The 15,821-nt window shown below is 42.8% G+C and carries 18 protein-coding genes; 5 read left to right on the forward strand and 13 right to left on the reverse strand.

Annotated features, from left to right (window positions below):
- The 5 genes from MHH52_RS15915 to MHH52_RS15935 all read right to left on the reverse strand — a co-directional run bounded on the left by MHH52_RS15915 (nt 1) and on the right by MHH52_RS15935 (nt 4,961).
- On the reverse strand, nt 1-1,011 hold the full coding sequence (locus MHH52_RS15915; protein WP_340003541.1) for an HD-GYP domain-containing protein: 1,011 nt from the start codon (nt 1,009-1,011) through the stop codon (nt 1-3).
- Nucleotides 1,012-1,189: 178 nt separating this feature from the next.
- The gene (locus MHH52_RS15920; protein WP_340003542.1) at nt 1,190-2,176 is read right to left on the reverse strand and encodes an aromatic acid exporter family protein; all 987 of its coding nucleotides are present in this window, start codon (nt 2,174-2,176) and stop codon (nt 1,190-1,192) included.
- Nucleotides 2,177-2,271: 95 nt separating this feature from the next.
- Nucleotides 2,272-3,108 (reverse strand): ABC transporter permease, encoded by an 837-nt coding sequence (locus MHH52_RS15925; protein ID WP_340003543.1) that lies wholly within the window; start codon nt 3,106-3,108, stop codon nt 2,272-2,274.
- Complete coding sequence (locus MHH52_RS15930; protein ID WP_340003544.1) at nt 3,108-3,884, reverse strand: ABC transporter ATP-binding protein; 777 nt, start codon at nt 3,882-3,884, stop codon at nt 3,108-3,110. The genes MHH52_RS15925 and MHH52_RS15930 overlap by 1 nt, the downstream gene beginning before the upstream one ends.
- A gap of 54 nt (nt 3,885-3,938) precedes the next feature.
- Nucleotides 3,939-4,961, reverse strand: a complete 1,023-nt coding sequence (locus MHH52_RS15935) for an ABC transporter substrate-binding protein (RefSeq protein ID WP_340003545.1) — start codon at nt 4,959-4,961, stop codon at nt 3,939-3,941.
- Nucleotides 4,962-5,234: 273 nt separating this feature from the next.
- Between MHH52_RS15935 and MHH52_RS15940 the strand changes: the two genes are divergently transcribed.
- Entirely contained in the window at nt 5,235-6,935 is a 1,701-nt protein-coding gene (locus MHH52_RS15940) for an alpha-amylase family glycosyl hydrolase (RefSeq protein WP_340003546.1), read from the forward strand.
- Here the strand turns inward: MHH52_RS15940 and MHH52_RS15945 are convergent.
- Nucleotides 6,922-7,590, reverse strand: coding sequence for a hypothetical protein (locus MHH52_RS15945; RefSeq protein ID WP_340003547.1), 669 nt, complete (start codon nt 7,588-7,590; stop codon nt 6,922-6,924). The two genes, MHH52_RS15940 and MHH52_RS15945, sit on opposite strands and share 14 nt — an antisense overlap.
- Nucleotides 7,591-7,732: 142 nt before the next feature.
- On the opposite strand from MHH52_RS15945, the gene MHH52_RS15950 reads away from it, so the two are divergent.
- Both MHH52_RS15950 and MHH52_RS15955 read left to right on the forward strand, forming a co-directional pair.
- Nucleotides 7,733-7,972 carry a hypothetical protein gene (locus MHH52_RS15950; RefSeq protein ID WP_042128392.1) on the forward strand — a complete coding sequence of 80 codons (240 nt, stop codon included), beginning with the start codon at nt 7,733-7,735 and terminating at the stop codon, nt 7,970-7,972.
- 497 nt (nt 7,973-8,469) lie between these two features.
- Nucleotides 8,470-9,096 carry an FMN-dependent NADH-azoreductase gene (locus tag MHH52_RS15955; protein ID WP_042128394.1) on the forward strand — a complete coding sequence of 209 codons (627 nt, stop codon included), beginning with the start codon at nt 8,470-8,472 and terminating at the stop codon, nt 9,094-9,096.
- Between the two features lie 158 nt (nt 9,097-9,254).
- On the opposite strand, the gene MHH52_RS15960 is transcribed toward MHH52_RS15955, so the two are convergent.
- From MHH52_RS15960 to MHH52_RS15990, 7 genes are all read right to left on the reverse strand, one after another.
- On the reverse strand, nt 9,255-9,404 hold the full coding sequence (locus MHH52_RS15960) for an integrase core domain-containing protein (protein ID WP_340003548.1): 150 nt from the start codon (nt 9,402-9,404) through the stop codon (nt 9,255-9,257).
- Nucleotides 9,405-9,732: 328 nt separating this feature from the next.
- Nucleotides 9,733-9,894 carry a hypothetical protein gene (locus tag MHH52_RS15965; protein WP_340003549.1) on the reverse strand — a complete coding sequence of 54 codons (162 nt, stop codon included), beginning with the start codon at nt 9,892-9,894 and terminating at the stop codon, nt 9,733-9,735.
- A 214-nt stretch (nt 9,895-10,108) separates the two neighbouring features.
- A complete protein-coding gene (locus tag MHH52_RS15970) occupies nt 10,109-10,408 on the reverse strand; it encodes a transposase (protein ID WP_340003550.1) in 300 nt (99 codons plus the stop codon).
- A gap of 150 nt (nt 10,409-10,558) precedes the next feature.
- Nucleotides 10,559-11,650, reverse strand: a complete 1,092-nt coding sequence (gene rsgA / locus MHH52_RS15975) for a ribosome small subunit-dependent GTPase A (protein WP_340003551.1) — start codon at nt 11,648-11,650, stop codon at nt 10,559-10,561.
- 490 nt (nt 11,651-12,140) lie between these two features.
- Complete coding sequence (locus MHH52_RS15980; protein ID WP_340003552.1) at nt 12,141-12,812, reverse strand: HAD family hydrolase; 672 nt, start codon at nt 12,810-12,812, stop codon at nt 12,141-12,143.
- A 161-nt stretch (nt 12,813-12,973) separates the two neighbouring features.
- The gene (locus MHH52_RS15985; RefSeq protein WP_340003553.1) at nt 12,974-13,429 is read right to left on the reverse strand and encodes a DUF3939 domain-containing protein; all 456 of its coding nucleotides are present in this window, start codon (nt 13,427-13,429) and stop codon (nt 12,974-12,976) included.
- A 121-nt stretch (nt 13,430-13,550) separates the two neighbouring features.
- Nucleotides 13,551-14,147, reverse strand: coding sequence for a metalloregulator ArsR/SmtB family transcription factor (locus tag MHH52_RS15990; protein WP_340003554.1), 597 nt, complete (start codon nt 14,145-14,147; stop codon nt 13,551-13,553).
- Nucleotides 14,148-14,327: 180 nt separating this feature from the next.
- On the opposite strand from MHH52_RS15990, the gene MHH52_RS15995 reads away from it, so the two are divergent.
- Entirely contained in the window at nt 14,328-15,332 is a 1,005-nt protein-coding gene (locus MHH52_RS15995) for a YpdA family putative bacillithiol disulfide reductase (protein ID WP_340003555.1), read from the forward strand.
- 1 nt (nt 15,333) lies between these two features.
- On the forward strand, nt 15,334-15,777 hold the full coding sequence (locus MHH52_RS16000) for a DUF441 domain-containing protein (RefSeq protein WP_340003556.1): 444 nt from the start codon (nt 15,334-15,336) through the stop codon (nt 15,775-15,777).
- The last annotated feature ends 44 nt before the right edge of the window (nt 15,778-15,821 follow it).

Here is a 15,821-nt window from a genome sequence, read left to right on the forward strand (position 1 = left end):
CTATTGCGGGATTACGCGCATAATACCAATGGATCTATGTTTACTCAGATCAATAAAATCGTCATCAATATTCACGAGTGGACGCAGTGGATCAGTAGTAAGAATCATAATGATTTTCCCTGTCCGTCCATCTGTCAATTCCACTTCATTCCCTATCATTGACTGCATTAACTTATTAATAAAGACTCTACAAATATAAGGGTCAAGCTTGCCAAATACGCTTTCCTCCATCTGTAACAACACTTCATAAAGAGGTGAGGCTTTACGATAAAACCGGTCGGATGTCATCGCATGGAACACGTCTGCTACTGCAACAATTTTACTGAAATCAGTAATCCGATTCCCAAGCACGCCGAATGGATAACCGCTGCCGTCCATTCTTTCATGATGCTGCAGGGCGACGAGCGCTTGCAAATGATTGGTTCCAATGGTATCCCGGATCATCTCGTAACCATAGGTCGTATGCTTTTTCATAAGCTGATACTCCTCATCGGTCAACGGGCCTGGCCGGGTTAATAATTCATCCGGAATCCTCATTTTACCGATATCGTGAAGGGTCGCTGCGATCGTCAGCGTACTCAAATCCTCAGGCTTTAATTTTAGCCATTTACCTAACAATGTAGATAAAATACCAACCGCTACATTATGTCTGTAGGTATAATCATCCTTGGACTGCAATGCAGCCAATACGCCGTAGAAGTCATTCTTTTCGCTTACCTGCTGAATAAACGGAATGACTTCATTTCTAACTTCAAGCATAGGAATTCGTTTGTTTTTGTTATGACGAATCTGATCAAAAATATTCTCTATTGCCGCTGTGCAATCATCAATTGCAAGTTGGAAAAATTCCGCGCTATCCAAGTGTACGACGTCATGAGACTCTAGGATGATCTTATGTTGACTGATTAATCGTATATGCTCAGCATTTAATAAAGTCAATGCGGGTAAAACAAATACTCCTTTGTCATTAAAAAGGTTAGCTACAAGCTGTTTTCCTATAAATGATTCCATAACTTTGTCCATACGCCTCACCTGCCAATGCGGAAAATTCGACTACCGAACTTCCTGCTATTATTTGAACTCACCATAAAATCGTTAATCATATCCAGTGATCAACTTTTAGCTCATACATATCTTATCGTGATTTTGACAGAGATAGTTAATACTTCAGTTTATATTAAAGCTCAATTTAAGCCTTATTTCGAATCTTCAGACGTTTCTCCGGTTTGTAACTGACCGGGATTTTATGTCGCTTAGCGACCTTTAAATAAAGTGCCAGTTCCCTACATAATTGAAGAATAGCTGAGCGCACTTCAAATTCCTCACGTGTCTCTGGCAGATCCATTTCTTCGAATTCTCGTGTTAGCTCGTCCAGCAAATGTTCAGTTCGTCCAGTATATTCTTCCGCAAGCACATCCCCGCTAAGCTGGTCGAATAATTCTGCAACCATCTCCCCATGTGGTAAGTGGCGATACACTTGAGAAAGCAGCTGCATCATACTTTGAATCGATTCCAGTTGCTCCTTCCGCATATAGAAATAGACATTCCATGCTTCATCAGGATGAATGACATGATTTTCCATCTCGCGGGTAGCTGCCGTTAGTCCCCGCTGCACTGCATTATCTGCATCAATTAATTCTTTGCCATCCCAAATATACGCAGGATCACGAAGCGTACGGGCCATCTGGGTAAAAATAACCGAAAAATAGCGATCCACTTCCTTACGGATCCCATAAATGACTCCACCAGTCTGAGGCATGTAAACCAAGTTCACCAGCCCTGCTGAACCGAGCCCAATAGCCAGAAGCTCTATTTGCTGCAGCAGGACATGGAGCGATAGTTCAGCTTGTCCAAACACGCGAAACACGATAACCGAGCTGGTGACAATTCCTTCTTTGTAGCCAGACTTTACAATCATCGGGAAGCCTACGAGTACATACAGCCCGAGTACCCAGTAATGGAACCCTAGAAGCCAGAAAAGGATGCAGCCAAAAAAGAGTCCCACGAGCGAGGCTAAAAAACGAGCCGTTATCGTTCGGAAACTCCTTTTCAAAGTAACCTCTACACCTAAAATTGCCAGTAAGCCTGCACTCTGCGCATTAGGTATACCCACTGCAGACGCAACTAGTACGGATAATAACGTAGCTGCAGCTGTTTTAATTACACGAAATCCCATAACCTTATCTCTCCTTACAAGCACTAACCCAATATATAGGTAAAGATATAGACATGTTACAAGATTTTGTGTACAGACACAATATTATATAAGGTTCATCGCCTGGATAACAATCGCTTCTCTAGATATACCACTAGTTGATACATTGCCGTAGCCACGGCCGCGATAATCAAAAGACTGGACATCACGAGCGTGAAATTAAAGACCTGGAAACCATATATAATCAGATAACCCAGCCCCGATTTAGCGACAAGAAACTCCCCTACGATAACCCCTACCCATGACATCCCCACATTCACCTTTAGGGTGGATACCACCGCTCCGAATGAGGCTGGAAGAATCACTTTAAAGAACACCTGAACTCTGGAAGCTCCGAAGGAACGAACCACCTTGACCAGATTCGGATCCACACCACAAAAACTATTGTATACAACAAGCGTCGTAATAATCACCGTTATAGATAAAGTAGTAACAACGATAGCAGTGAATCCGGCCCCGAACATGACGATAAAAATCGGCCCCAGCGCCACCTTCGGCATACTGTTAAATACGACCATATACGGATCAAGTACTGCTGATAAAAAAGGAGACCACCAAATGATCACAGCCAACAGTGTCCCTAGCAGCGTTCCTAGTACAAAGCCTACCGCAGTCTCACCTACCGTAATCCCCAGATGCGGCCACAAGCTTCCACTAACCATATCTGCCCAGATCTGCTGGAATATTTTTGTGGGATAGCTGAATAATAGCTCATCAATCCAGCCCATTCTTGCACCTGCTTCCCAGAGAACAAAAAACAATAGTAACAGGGTGCTCCTCACGACAATCACCTGATTGCGCCAGCGGTGCTTCGTTTTTTTATAATCGCCATGCATTTGTTGTAGCCACTGTTCACGGGAAGCTAATAACCCCGATTGCTCCGTATGCCTCATTAGCTTTCCCTCCCTGCAATCTCCATCTCTTTCCATATTTCATGAAAAAGCTCCGAAAAGCCTGGCTGATCACGCGCAAACAGCGGAGGCGCTGTCCGGATTTGCTCTGGCACTGAAAACACTTTGCGGATCTTCCCTGGATTTCGTTGTAGAAGAATAACACTGCTACTTACCGCAATAGCCTCTGATAGATCATGAGTGACTAATATTGCAGTCGTTCCCCTGCTACGTAAGGTCTCTGAGACCAAATCTTCCAGCTGTAATTTGATCTGGTAATCAAGCGCCGAGAACGGCTCGTCTAGTAGAAGTAGTCCAGGATTCGTAGCCAAGGTCCGTACCAGAGCTACTCTCTGCCGCATCCCACCTGATAACTGAGAAGGAAAGGCGTGCTCTTTCCCCTCTAAACCCATCTCTCGAAGTAGCTCCAGCGTCCGCTTTCTGCTCTCCTCGTTCAAGCTTCCAGTCAGCTCTAGACCCAGAATGGCATTGTCCAGAATACTCCGCCAAGGAAAAAGATAATCCTGCTGCAGCATATATCCAACCTCTGGTGAGGGACCCATAATGGGTTGGCCATTTACGACTACTTCACCTTGAGATGGCTGCAGCAGTCCTGCAATAATCGATAGGAGAGTCGTCTTGCCGCAACCACTTGGTCCAACTAAGCTAACGAACTCTCCTTGCTCGACAATAAGGTTCAGGTCCTCAACGGCCAGTGAAGCTTCACGGTCGCCAAGATAGGCATGCGTTACTCCCTTTAATTGCACTACTGGAAGCATTGTCAGCCCCTCCTTCAATTTCACATCATCTTACTTAGAATCTTGGGTTCTCTCTTATTTTGAAGTGCTGCTCTTTATGCTCTTCTCAGCTTTCTCAGCAAAACTGTTATTCACTATTTTGTCAGCAGGTACGCGTTCTTTAAGCTCACCAGCATTATCAATGACATCAAGCAGATTGTTCCATTCTTCTTGATCTATAATTGGATTAACCGCATAGGTATCCTGTTCCTTATAACGTTTGACTGCAGAAACCACGATATCTTTATCCGTCTTATCAAAATAAGTCATAATCGCATCCGCGATTTCTTCAGGGCTATGTTCCTTCACCCAAAGCTGAGCACGCTGGATCGCATTTGTGAACTTCTGTACTGTGTCTCCATTTTCACTAATATAACTGTTCTTAGACATAAACACGGTGTACGGTAAATAGCCGCTTTCCACCCCAAACGAAGCCACTACCTGCCCTCGTCCCTCACGTTCAAAGATAGAAGCCTGTGGTTCAAACAACTGAACATAATCGCCAGTACCTGAAGCAAATGCTCCAGCAATATTGGCAAAGTCAATATTTTGGATTAAGGTAATGTCCTTTGTAGGATCTATTCCTTTTTTAGATAAAGTAAACGCGCCAGCCATTTGAGGCATACCACCTTTTCTTTGCCCCAGGAAGGTAGACCCCTTCACTTTATCCCAGTTAAACGCTCCGTCAGCCTTACGGGCAAACAGGAACGTTCCATCCCTCTGAGTCAGCTGTGCAAAATTAATGACCGGATCATCTGAACCCTGCTGATACACATAAATGGAGGTTTCAGAACCTACCAACGCAACATCGATGGCACCTGAGAGGAGTGCAGTCATGGTTTTATCTCCACCGGGGATCGTCTGTAGTTCTACATCAAGACCTTCATCTTTAAAGAAGTTTTGTGATAAGGCAACATATTCGGGTGCATAAAAGACAGAACGGGTAACTTCACCAATCTTCACCTTTACCATCTCTGACTTTCCGCCGCAACCGGCAAGCACTGAAAAGCATAAAGTAATGATCATGAGCGACAATGACAGCTTTTTCCTAATCTTCATTCTTCATTCTCCTTTCTTACCGGGTCCTTCGCCCTTGCTTAAAGCATATGCAGATGCCTACTAAAAGGTTAAAACCTCCAATAACATATGGAAATCCAAGTATAACCATGATACTTGCGACTTTTATTGAAATAATGGATAAATATCGATTAATTTGCTGTTTTTGTATCTGTGCAAACGTTTTACCTAAGGGGATGCATTCGAGTACTATAGGAAATAAAGCGCTTTCCATTTCTTGTATAAGAAAAATTGCAATAAAAGGGGTTATTACATATGTATAAAGGTGCTACATTCAAAACCAAAAAAATCACAATATGCTCTCTGGTGGGCATCAGCCTAACCACATTACTGCTGTCCGGTTGTACTGGAAATCAAAGCAACAATCAATCAACGGCCTCTCCTTCCCCAAAAGCAAACACTTCTCAGAGTACCGTTACTCCCCAAGCTGCAAAAGTCATAAATAAAACGGACGAACAACCTTCCACGGTTTATTATGAATTATTTGTTCGTTCCTTCTATGATTCAGACGGGGATGGCATTGGAGATCTCAAAGGAATCACCCAAAAGCTGGATTACTTAAATGATGGGAATCCTGAAACCACGACTGATTTGGGGATTGGTGGGATTTGGCTCATGCCCATCAACCCATCACCAAGCTATCATGGATACGATGTAACCGATTATCGTGCGATTAATCCTGATTATGGGACACTTGAGGATTTGCAGGAGCTAACTAAGGAAGCACATAAGCGGGGAATTAAAGTGATTATGGATCTAGTTGTGAATCATACCTCCAAAGAACACCCATGGTTCGTAGATTCGGCTAAAAACACCGACAGCAAATATCGCGATTGGTACGTCTGGGCAGAAGATCAAGGGCGTTCAGCAAATGGAGCCAGCGCCGCCGGCAGTGGAAATGCATGGCACGCTTTACTTGGAAGTCATTATCTGGGCGGCTTTTGGGAAGGCATGCCTGATCTAAATTTCGATAATGCTGAAGTTCGCACTGAAATGAAGGACATCGGAAAGTTTTGGCTGGAGCAAGGTGTGGATGGATTCCGTCTAGATGCTGCGAAACATATCTACGAAGATCTTTTGAGTGACAAAAGTGAGGCTACAACCGCTAAAAATGTATCTTGGTGGCAAGAGTTCCGCAAAGCCATGAATGAAGTAAATCCAGAGGCCTATATAGTCGGCGAGGTATGGGAAAATTCTGCTGTCACTGTCGGTGCTTATTTAGACCAAGCCTTTGACTCAAGCTTTAACTTTGGCTTAGCTGAAACACTGGTTAATTCTGTAAAAACCGAAAAAGACAGTGGGACTGCCTTTACGCTGGAACGATCGTATAAGTTGTATTCCAAAATATCCGATAACCATTTTACCGATGCTATTTTCTTGACGAATCATGATCAAAACAGAGTCATGAGTCAATTAGACAACAACCCAAATCATGCTAAAATGGCAGCAGCCCTACTGTTAACTTTGCCTGGAAATCCTTTTATTTATTATGGTGAAGAAATCGGAATGCTGGGTGTGAAACCAGATGAAGGGATTCGAGAGCCTATGAGATGGATGGCAACGGATCAAGTCGAGGGGCAGACTACTTGGGAGGCTGGAAGCAATAATACTGATGCGATCGGCGTTGATGTCGAGAGCCAGACTAATAACAGCAGCTCATTGCTAGAAAGATATCGCGAACTCATTGCATTAAGAAATGAAGTTCCTGCGCTCCGAGATGGCGGAATCCGTGACTATGCATCTGGCAACACCGGGGTTATGGCCTACGAACGACTAACAACGCAAGATCAGGTACTCGTTATTCATAACCTTACCGGTGAAGAACAAAAAATTGCATTACATCCCAGCGTTGATGGTATCTCTTACTCCAAGATCTTTAAGACGATTGCTGACAAAGCTACTTTGAATTCAGATCAACTTTCCCTTCCTCCTTATTCAACGGTTATTGTAGAGTAAGATATGAGGAGGAATGCAACACCCACTTTGTTACTGATCCGCATAATTGAGCTTTTGTAATCGGGAGAGCTATAAGCCAGTCTTTGGATGGATCACTGCTCATTCGTAGCAACCAGCCACTGGAATGATCGCCCATGAAGCGAGCCTTTTGGAACTTCCATCCACTGTCACTGGGCGTACAGAGTCGTAATTCTCCTTCCGCCATGTAGCATTTCATCACCCGTGCTAATTGGATGGAATGTACATCATCCCCTGTCTCTGCGGCTAAACAATCTGAGAGCATTTGCAGCGTGGATGAGCATGAGCTTTTTTTCAGCTCCTCAAACTTTTTTTTTGACATTAGTAATGCCGGAATCCTATGATTGTAGAGCTCCTTCATGTTCTCACATTCGAACAGCTGAAGACAAAAGCCCTCCGTTTCGATTTCATCCTTTAATTCATAGGGTAGGGTTTCTGGCTTACTATTGCAGATTACTAGTATTCGGTCTTTATGTATTTGCAGACACAGATCCTTCATTTCCTCCTTTTCTTTATATTTCAATCTACAGATCCGTTTTGTGGTTAAACCTGTATGTAACTGGTCCAGAACTACTTGCCCTTTTGCTTCATCTGGAAATAAAAAATGCGTTAAATCGGTCAATCCATTGTCATTCACACCATTGCATCCTTCCTGTATTTCATATATATGTATATTAATCTAACAATCTTTATGTTATCATAAGCTAATTTTAAGGTAAAATTAAGAAACAAAGGGTATTATCATTAACATGAAATACTTTTAGCGAGGTGTCTTCAAAATGAGAATGCTCATCACATTTCAGAACAAACTTGTACCTGTGTATTTCACAACAGAAAATAAACAGCCCACACAAAAAGTACTTAGATTACTTAACAGTACGTTGGAGCTCAAAATTCAAAAGGGCAAAAATGCCATCCAGAAATGCCTAAATTCTCTGATTAGTATCGAAATTAAAGGCTCTGAAGCTATATTGCACAGTTATAGTGAGAATGATTCATTGGCGCTATCCCTCTATTAATAGAGGGGTAGTTTTTTTGTAAAGTTTCAGGATTTCGCACACTAAACAGCAAGTCTCTGAATGAGACTTGCTGTTTTAAAGTTTTGCAGCTTCAGTGAAGGATTACACAGGTATTAGGCAATTTCAGCTAATTTTGTAGTTCTTATTCTCTGCCTTCTCTGCTTTTTCAGCTTTCTGTATTCGAAGTTTAAATAGTCTCACTAAATTTTGGCGTGTATGCTCTTCGTGACAGCTATCCAATTTCTTAATGATAAACCGATCAATGGACATGTCCATCGCTCCTTTTAATTCATTCAGATACTCATGGATATAGGGAATTTTTTCCTGTTTCCTTGTAAGTTTTTTAACCGGGAATTCTGTTTTTCAAACTCTTGTACCTTTATAAAATACTCAATTCCAAAAAAAGAAATTACAAATTAATAATTTACAAACAAAATAATACGTGCTATATTATTTATAGTTAATATTAAATACACACATCCAAGGGAGTAATCATAATGTCTAAAGTTTTATTCATCAAAGCAAATAACCGTCCAGCAGAACAATCCGTAAGTGTTAAGCTTTACAACGAGTTCTTGGAGAACTACAAACTCAACAACCCAGAAGATGAGATCACTGAACTTGATCTGTTCGCAGAGCAACTTCCTTACTACGACAATACCTTGATTACTGGCATGTACAAAGCAGCTCAAGGTTACGAACTAACAGCTGAAGAAGCAGCAGGTGCTGCTGTAGTTAATAAATATCTGGAACAGTTCATCGCTGCAGATAAAGTAGTATTCGGTTTCCCACTGTGGAACATGACCGTACCAGCAGTATTGCATACTTATGTCGATTACCTCTGCCAAGCTGGCAAAACATTCTCTTACACTGCTGAAGGCCCAGTTGGTCTTTTGACAGGTAAGAAAGCAATCGTTCTGAACGCTAGAGGTGGCATTTATTCCGAAGGTCCTGCAGCAAGTGCTGAAATGGCTGTAAACTTCATCGTTGGTAACCTTAACCTATGGGGTATCAAAGATATTACACAAGTAATCATCGAAGGTCACAACCAACTTCCTGCGCAATCCGCTGAAATCATTGAGAACGGACTACAATTGGCCAAGGAAACTGCTGCGTCGTTCTAATCCAAGCCTATTTAGATCCAATTCAATATATAACGGTGACCCTAAGCTGTCTTTGAACTGCACCCCGTCAAGTAGACAGTACAAAAAATAAAAGTATTTTATGCGGCCTTAGTCCTGAATTCAATGGGATTGAGGCCGTTTAGTTTTGCCTGTAACCGCTAGTTATTATAAAAGTGAATGTAGGCATCAATATCTTTTTGGAGATTTTCAAAGGTTCGGTAGGTATGTAAGTAGTACTTCTCGCATTTCAAGGTTCCCCAAAAGGATTCCATCGGTCCATTATCAATGCAGCATCCCACTCGTGACATGCTTTGCGTCAATTTCGCCTCGCCCAGCGTCTTGAAGACCAGCGAATTATTATTAGCATGGCCTAGAACGTAAGCAACAATGGACTTGTCATGCAGATCTTTTATTGCACTTAAATACGCCTTCTGCCCGTTGCCGTATTTGAATTCCGTTACATCTGTTACCCATTTTTAGTTTGGAGCTTCCGCCTCAAAGTTACGGTTTAGCACATTCTCTGCGACCTGCTGAGGCGTGGAGCCTACGTCTTCTTCCTCTTTCTGCGGATAACGGACTGAATGCCCCGGATCCTCATGAGGCGAACTGAACAGATGTTTTCCTGACGAATCTGACTTAATCTCTCCCCCTTTCGAATTCCTCTAACTTTTTTAGGAAAGCATTCTCCGCACGCAGCCGTGCATTCTCGTTTTCCAGCTTTTTCATAGCGAGTCTGTGGCGATCTGCTTCCGTAAGCTCTTCAGGCGCTTTGGTACGTCCTCTGCCGTCCCGCAACACTTCTTCGCCGCCTGCTTCGTACTTTTTTACCCAGCTATATACTTATTGGTAAGAAACGTGAAAATGGCTTGCCGCCTTCGATATGTCTTGTCCATTCGCCAGGCAGTACAGCACGATATCCATCCGTTCCTGCCAAGTCGTTGCGCGTCCTTTGGTCATAGTTCTAGTTCCTCCTAGATTAGCAGTTAAGCTGTTGCTATGACCATTATACTTCTTAATCCAATTGGCGAGTTGAACTTGCAATTTTATACTTGTAGATGATTTGGCTTTGCGACAAATCCCCCTCGAGATAATCCCTAACCACTTGGAGTTTGAGTTCTGCTGAATACTTTTGATTGTGGGTTCGAACTTCCAGGCTAGCGTAACCGTACAATTGATAACGCCTCCGCCACTTCACTACAGATGTTTTAGATAATCCGTACTTTCGCGCCGCAGCTTTCAACCCGATTTGGCCGCATTCGATTTCTTGAAGAATCGTTAGTTTTTCAAGTGCCGTAAACCTTTTTCGTTCCATAAAAATGCTCCCCATACAGCAACAGTTTTTTATTATTTCACCTGTCTACTGTATGGGGAGCATATCACTATCGCTTAGGGTCACCCTTTTTTGATTTTCTATGCTATCAATACACTACGAATGGCCCCGTCGCTGTCTTTCAAAGTTCTTCTAATACTCATCCAGTTCTTTACGCCATCCGTACCCTCTGGTCCTTGACGAACCAACTTTAGAAGAAGCAGCGCTTTTTCTCTTGAGTTTCACCTCTTTGGTACTTTGGTACAGCAGCTCACGCTGTGTCTTTCTGTAGTTCAGCAGTCTCTTCTCTTCCAGCTCACCGCTTCGAACTGCTTCCAGAACGGCACAGCCCTCTTCTCGTTCATGTCTGCAGTTACTAAAACGACATGTAGCACCTAAGCTGCTGATATCACTGAACGCTAGATCCAGCCCACCCTCATCTTCCCACAGCTGCAGCTCGCGCATCCCCGGTGTATCCACTATAATCCCACCGTCTGGCATAACAAACAGTTCACGGTGCGTAGTAGTATGACGTCCGCGGCTATCTCCTTCTCTAACATCCTGTGTAAGCTGAAGGTTCTTTCCGCAAAGCCAGTTGACCATAGTTGATTTACCACAGCCTGATGAGCCCGTTAGTGCCACTGTCTGTCCACTGCCGATGTAAGGAAGCAGCTTCTCACGCCCATCATCTTGCAAAGCGCTAACTGCATGTACTGAAACTCCTGGAGCTGCACTTTCCATTTCGGCGATTTTACTCTCTGCATCTAGGCAAAGATCCGCTTTGGTCAACAGAATGACTGGATTTGCCCCACTGTTCCAAGCCATGATTAGGTATCTCTCCATGCGCCGAACATTAAAGTCATCATTCAAAGCACTGACCAGAAATAAGGTGTCCACATTCGAGGCAACAATTTGCTCCTCTTGTGTGTTACCTGCTACCTTGCGTGAGATGACACTATGTCGAGGCAATATCCCATGTATAATCGCATGCTCACCGCCATCCTGCATTGCAAGAGCCACCCAGTCGCCGATCGCTGGAAAATCACCTGAAGCAACAAACGTATGTCTCAGCTTACCTGATAGCTCTCCCCATGTCTCTCCCAAATCAGTCATTACCCTATACTTACTTCCAAAATCACCTACAATCCTTCCGGGAACAAGTTGTTTATCCTCCGGTTGTTTCCACTTTTCAACCCATTTTGTGCTCCAATTTTCATTCCATCCATATTGCTTTATGTTAGTCATTTGAATCCTCCTAAAGAAATGTTTATGTTTTTATTATTCTTGTACTTCTAGCGTTTTCCGAGAACACAAAAAGCCGCCGGAACTTAAGACTCCGGCGGCGGTTTACACTCATGAACTTTTCTGTGACGAAAAGGACAAACAGTGCACACACAATCAGAAAAGTGTCTCATCCTAAAGACTAGGATAAGTTCATTTTTCCGTGCGATATATAGACAAATAGACACTTAACTACAAATTCTATCAGTTCTATACACGCAAAAAAGCCGCCGGACCCGATACGGTTCCCGCGGCTCTAATAAGCGTAATAGAGCTTACCTGCTAAACTGCACGAATAACTTATTCGGCAGCCGCTGTTCCCGGAAGACACGTATCCACAACAGTTAAATTCGTTACGTTAAAAACTGTCATAAAACATCGTCTCCTTCCGAAATAAGATGGTGTTATCATAATCGGCTTAGCAGTAAAATGTCAACTGCAAGTTTAAAAAAAATTACAAAATGGACTTAAGCTCATTCAACTCACTGATCTTCTTCCAAGGTTGTATGTCCAACTGATCGTCCCAGGCATGTTTTCTTTGCAGCCAAATGCCTTGAAGCCCCGCTTTGCCTGCACCCCAGATATCGTTCACTGGATGATCTCCGATAAACAACGTCTGATCCGCAGTAACTCCCAATCTCTCTAATGCAAGTTGATAAATCTTAGGATCGGGCTTAGCGATACCTACTTCTCCAGAAATGACAATAGTCTTGAAGTACTCTCGCAGGCCAAGGGTATCAATTTTAGTGTTCTGGATATCTACTTTGCCGTTGGTAACCAGTCCAAGTATATAACCACGCACTTTACAGTACTTCAGAACATCCACAGCATCCTTCATCGTTGCTCCGTGGTTGATATAGCTCGCGTCATAATACGTACGAATATGTTCAGCCGAAACTGGCGTTTCCCAAGGTAGTACCCCACTTAGCTCTGCGAAGAATCCGTCCTTATCACGATATCCATCAGCGTCTCTGTGGATCATATCTTCTATAACACCCTGCGCTTCCGCAGGTTCTAGATGTTCTAGAAAATCCTGAACAAACTGAGTACTAAAACTACGAAACGTATTATCGCGATCCATTAAAGTATTATCCAGATCAAATAATATGGCTTGTACTTCTTTCATAAAGCGATTCCCCTTATATGCTGTTGATTATAAGAATTAAACTTTCAGTAATCTATTGTACTATGCCTTTGGAGACAATGAAAAGACCATTCTGTAAAAAGGAATAGCTGTCTCCCCTTCTACCGAACAGTCTTTATAGGCTTTATATTTGATTTATTCATTTACTCAAAATGCTCCGCTCGATGTGTCAGCATCATTTCCTCTTCTGTGATATACAGTGGGAAAGGAGGGGTTTCTTTGAGATAACTTTCTGTGGCTAGCAATCGATAATGGACTTCAGGTAACCAAGCATCTTCAACAAGTGGTAGCTGACCTGTATCACTGATGTAATTGTCTACAGCGGACTGAACCATATCAAGGTAATACGGAACAAGCTTATCTCCTTCCTCGAAAACTTCATACGTCTCACGTGACATATAGAAATTCTGCTCTGGAACTCCACCTAAATAGCGTTTTAGTCGGCTCAAATCTATTCTTTTGTCGTCAAGGATTAAGGATGTTCTATTAATGAGCGCAGGCATATCTTCTTCAAACTGTCTGATCGCCTGCTTGACTTGATTTAAGGTAACAGTGACATGATCGGTTTGGGGTTGTTTTTTTGTGCGTTTGAAAAACATAAGACAAGTCTCCTTTCGAAAAACCATCTTTGTTAACGCTTACAATTCTATTATATTCGAATTCCTCCCTCTTAATCAGCATATTTCTAATCGACACAAATTGTTAACAATCTTATGATCATTATTTGACATCTTCCCAACGTGTCCATATTTCTCGGGGATTTAGCTCATATTTGTCATTCTCACGATACATAAACTGATGCATAATAAATTCACGCCGAATCGTGGCGAAATCTTCATGAAATTGCTTAATGAACTCATTGATTTCCTTTTCAGTATAAACCATCCCAGGCTCTAGCTTCTCAACCATGTACTGAAGTGCGATCAGCTTCTTCTTATACTGTGCCGGGATTTGCCGAAGCCGCCCATCCTTCGAGAAAAAATTACGAAGCACAGACTCCTTTAGACTATTCTCAGGTGATTTCTCTTCCATATTTCTCGCTCCTTTCGAAAAAATAAACTGAAGTGAAGCCTCAGCGCCACTACTAATGAACTCTGGATTCAACTTAAAATAAACCGTATTTTTGTCACGTCGTTCCTTAATTAGAGCCGCTTCACGTAATTTCGCAGCATGATGAGTTACTGTTGGTTGCGATAAATTCAATTTCTCGGCCAGCGCTTGTCCGTGCATTTCTCCTTGAGACAGAAGCAACAATAAACGCAGACGCGTTGGATCAGCCAAAGCTTTATGATAGTTCACTATTTTTTCCAACTGCATTGGAATCACACTCCTTAGCTTTCACACGCAAAATGCATATTAGATATATATCTAATTATATAACAATCAACATTACACTTGCAATGGTTATTGTGTTTAATCTAGCGCTTATGGCAAAATTCATGAATTTAGAGTAGGATTTAAAGAAAAGATAGTAACAATCAGGAGGTAACCCGCTGTATGAAAGATGTAATTATTATCGGTGCAGGTCCTTGCGGCCTCTCGGCAGCTATCGAATGCCAGCGCCAAGGACTATCCAGTCTCATTATTGAAAAAAACTTTATCGTTCACTCCATTTATTTGTATCCAACAAATATGCAATTCTTCAGTACAGCTGAGTTATTGGAGATCGGAGACGTTCCTTTCACCTCGACCAATGATAAACCCTATCGTCATGAAGCACTTGTCTATTACCGCCGAGCTGCGAAACAGTATGGTCTAGATATCGCAGCTTACGAAGAAGCGTTATCCATTGAGCCTCTGGAAGATGGGACTTTTGCTGTACATACGTCCAATATGAGTGGTGAGCATCAAACACGTATCACCGCAAATGTAGTTATCGCTACGGGTTACTTTGATCAGCCGAATATGATCGGTATTCCAGGTGAAGAACTTCCTAAAGTTACCCATTATTTCGGTGAAGCCCATCCATATACAGGGATGAAGGTTACAGTAATTGGTGGCAGTAATTCCGCGGTAGATGCAGCTCTGGAGCTTATGCGCGTTGGAGCTACAGTAGATATGGTCTATCGTGGTGAGAGCATTTCCACGAATATAAAACCTTGGGTTCGGCCAATCTTTGAAGGTCTGGTGCAAAAAGGGAAAATCGCTCTTCATTTGGAAGCACGTGTCACTGAAATTACTGCAAGTTCGGTCATTGTTACGAATCACAATGGTGACAAGAAATCATTAGATAATGATTTCGTTCTTGCTTTGACTGGCTTCCGGCCTAGCCGGGTGCTTCTTACTTCAGCGGGCGTTGTCATGGATGACGATCTGGATAAGCCAGCTTTTAATCCTTCAACCATGGAAAGTAATGTTCCAGGTCTTTACGTTGCAGGAGTAATCGCCTCAGGTCGCAATGCGAATGAAGTGTTTATTGAGACGGGACGTGGGCATGGAAAACTTATCGCTGATCACATTCTTGCGAAGCGCAGTTCTCACAATAAGGAGTTGAACGTTTAAGATGGACATGACCTCTTTGCTTTTGCTTGGACTTGCTGCGCTCGGTATTATAAGCAGTAATTCCCCTGTAACAATAGCAATGGTCGTCCTACTACTGCTAAGAGTTCTTGGCCTGCAGCAGACCTTCCCTTGGCTTGAAAAATATGGTTTAACCATCGGGATCATCATTCTTACGATCGGGGTCATGACACCTTTGGCCAGCGGTAAAATATCGCTGCAGATGGTCGGGCAATCCTTCCTCCACTGGAAGTCTCTTCTTGCGATTGCGATCGGCATTCTCGTCGCTTATCTTGGTGGGCGCGGAGCCATCCTTATGACCAACCAACCTACAGTTGTTGCAGGTCTCCTGATCGGAACAGTGATTGGCGTTGCATTGTTCAAGGGTGTCCCTGTAGGACCGCTTATCGCAGCCGGTATGTTATCGCTCTTGATTGGCAAAATGTAAAAGTAGCGCAACCACTGAACACAAAAGTAGAGCAGCGATTCTCC

This window comes from Paenibacillus sp. FSL K6-0276 (assembly GCF_037977235.1).
In the GTDB taxonomy this organism is placed as follows: Bacteria; Bacillota; Bacilli; order Paenibacillales; family Paenibacillaceae; genus Paenibacillus_AQ.

Bases quoted from the DNA above. Each gene is read 5' to 3' on its own strand.
- MHH52_RS15990 (WP_340003554.1), bottom strand. From the start codon at position 14,147: ATGCAGTTGGAAAAAATAGTGAACTATCATAAAGCTTTGGCTGATCCA.
- MHH52_RS15930 (WP_340003544.1), bottom strand. From the start codon at position 3,884: ATGCTTCCAGTAGTGCAATTAAAGGGAGTAACGCATGCCTATCTTGGC.
- MHH52_RS15940 (WP_340003546.1), top strand. From the start codon at position 5,235: ATGTATAAAGGTGCTACATTCAAAACCAAAAAAATCACAATATGCTCT.
- MHH52_RS15935 (WP_340003545.1), bottom strand. From the start codon at position 4,961: ATGAAGATTAGGAAAAAGCTGTCATTGTCGCTCATGATCATTACTTTA.
- MHH52_RS15960 (WP_340003548.1), bottom strand. From the start codon at position 9,404: ATGTCACGAGTGGGATGCTGCATTGATAATGGACCGATGGAATCCTTT.
- MHH52_RS15970 (WP_340003550.1), bottom strand. From the start codon at position 10,408: ATGGAACGAAAAAGGTTTACGGCACTTGAAAAACTAACGATTCTTCAA.
- MHH52_RS15995 (WP_340003555.1), top strand. From the start codon at position 14,328: ATGAAAGATGTAATTATTATCGGTGCAGGTCCTTGCGGCCTCTCGGCA.
- MHH52_RS15920 (WP_340003542.1), bottom strand. From the start codon at position 2,176: ATGGGATTTCGTGTAATTAAAACAGCTGCAGCTACGTTATTATCCGTA.
- MHH52_RS15985 (WP_340003553.1), bottom strand. From the start codon at position 13,429: ATGTTTTTCAAACGCACAAAAAAACAACCCCAAACCGATCATGTCACT.
- MHH52_RS15980 (WP_340003552.1), bottom strand. From the start codon at position 12,812: ATGAAAGAAGTACAAGCCATATTATTTGATCTGGATAATACTTTAATG.
- MHH52_RS15950 (WP_042128392.1), top strand. From the start codon at position 7,733: ATGAGAATGCTCATCACATTTCAGAACAAACTTGTACCTGTGTATTTC.
- MHH52_RS16000 (WP_340003556.1), top strand. From the start codon at position 15,334: ATGGACATGACCTCTTTGCTTTTGCTTGGACTTGCTGCGCTCGGTATT.
- MHH52_RS15925 (WP_340003543.1), bottom strand. From the start codon at position 3,108: ATGAGGCATACGGAGCAATCGGGGTTATTAGCTTCCCGTGAACAGTGG.
- MHH52_RS15955 (WP_042128394.1), top strand. From the start codon at position 8,470: ATGTCTAAAGTTTTATTCATCAAAGCAAATAACCGTCCAGCAGAACAA.
- rsgA (WP_340003551.1), bottom strand. From the start codon at position 11,650: ATGACTAACATAAAGCAATATGGATGGAATGAAAATTGGAGCACAAAA.
- MHH52_RS15915 (WP_340003541.1), bottom strand. From the start codon at position 1,011: ATGGAATCATTTATAGGAAAACAGCTTGTAGCTAACCTTTTTAATGAC.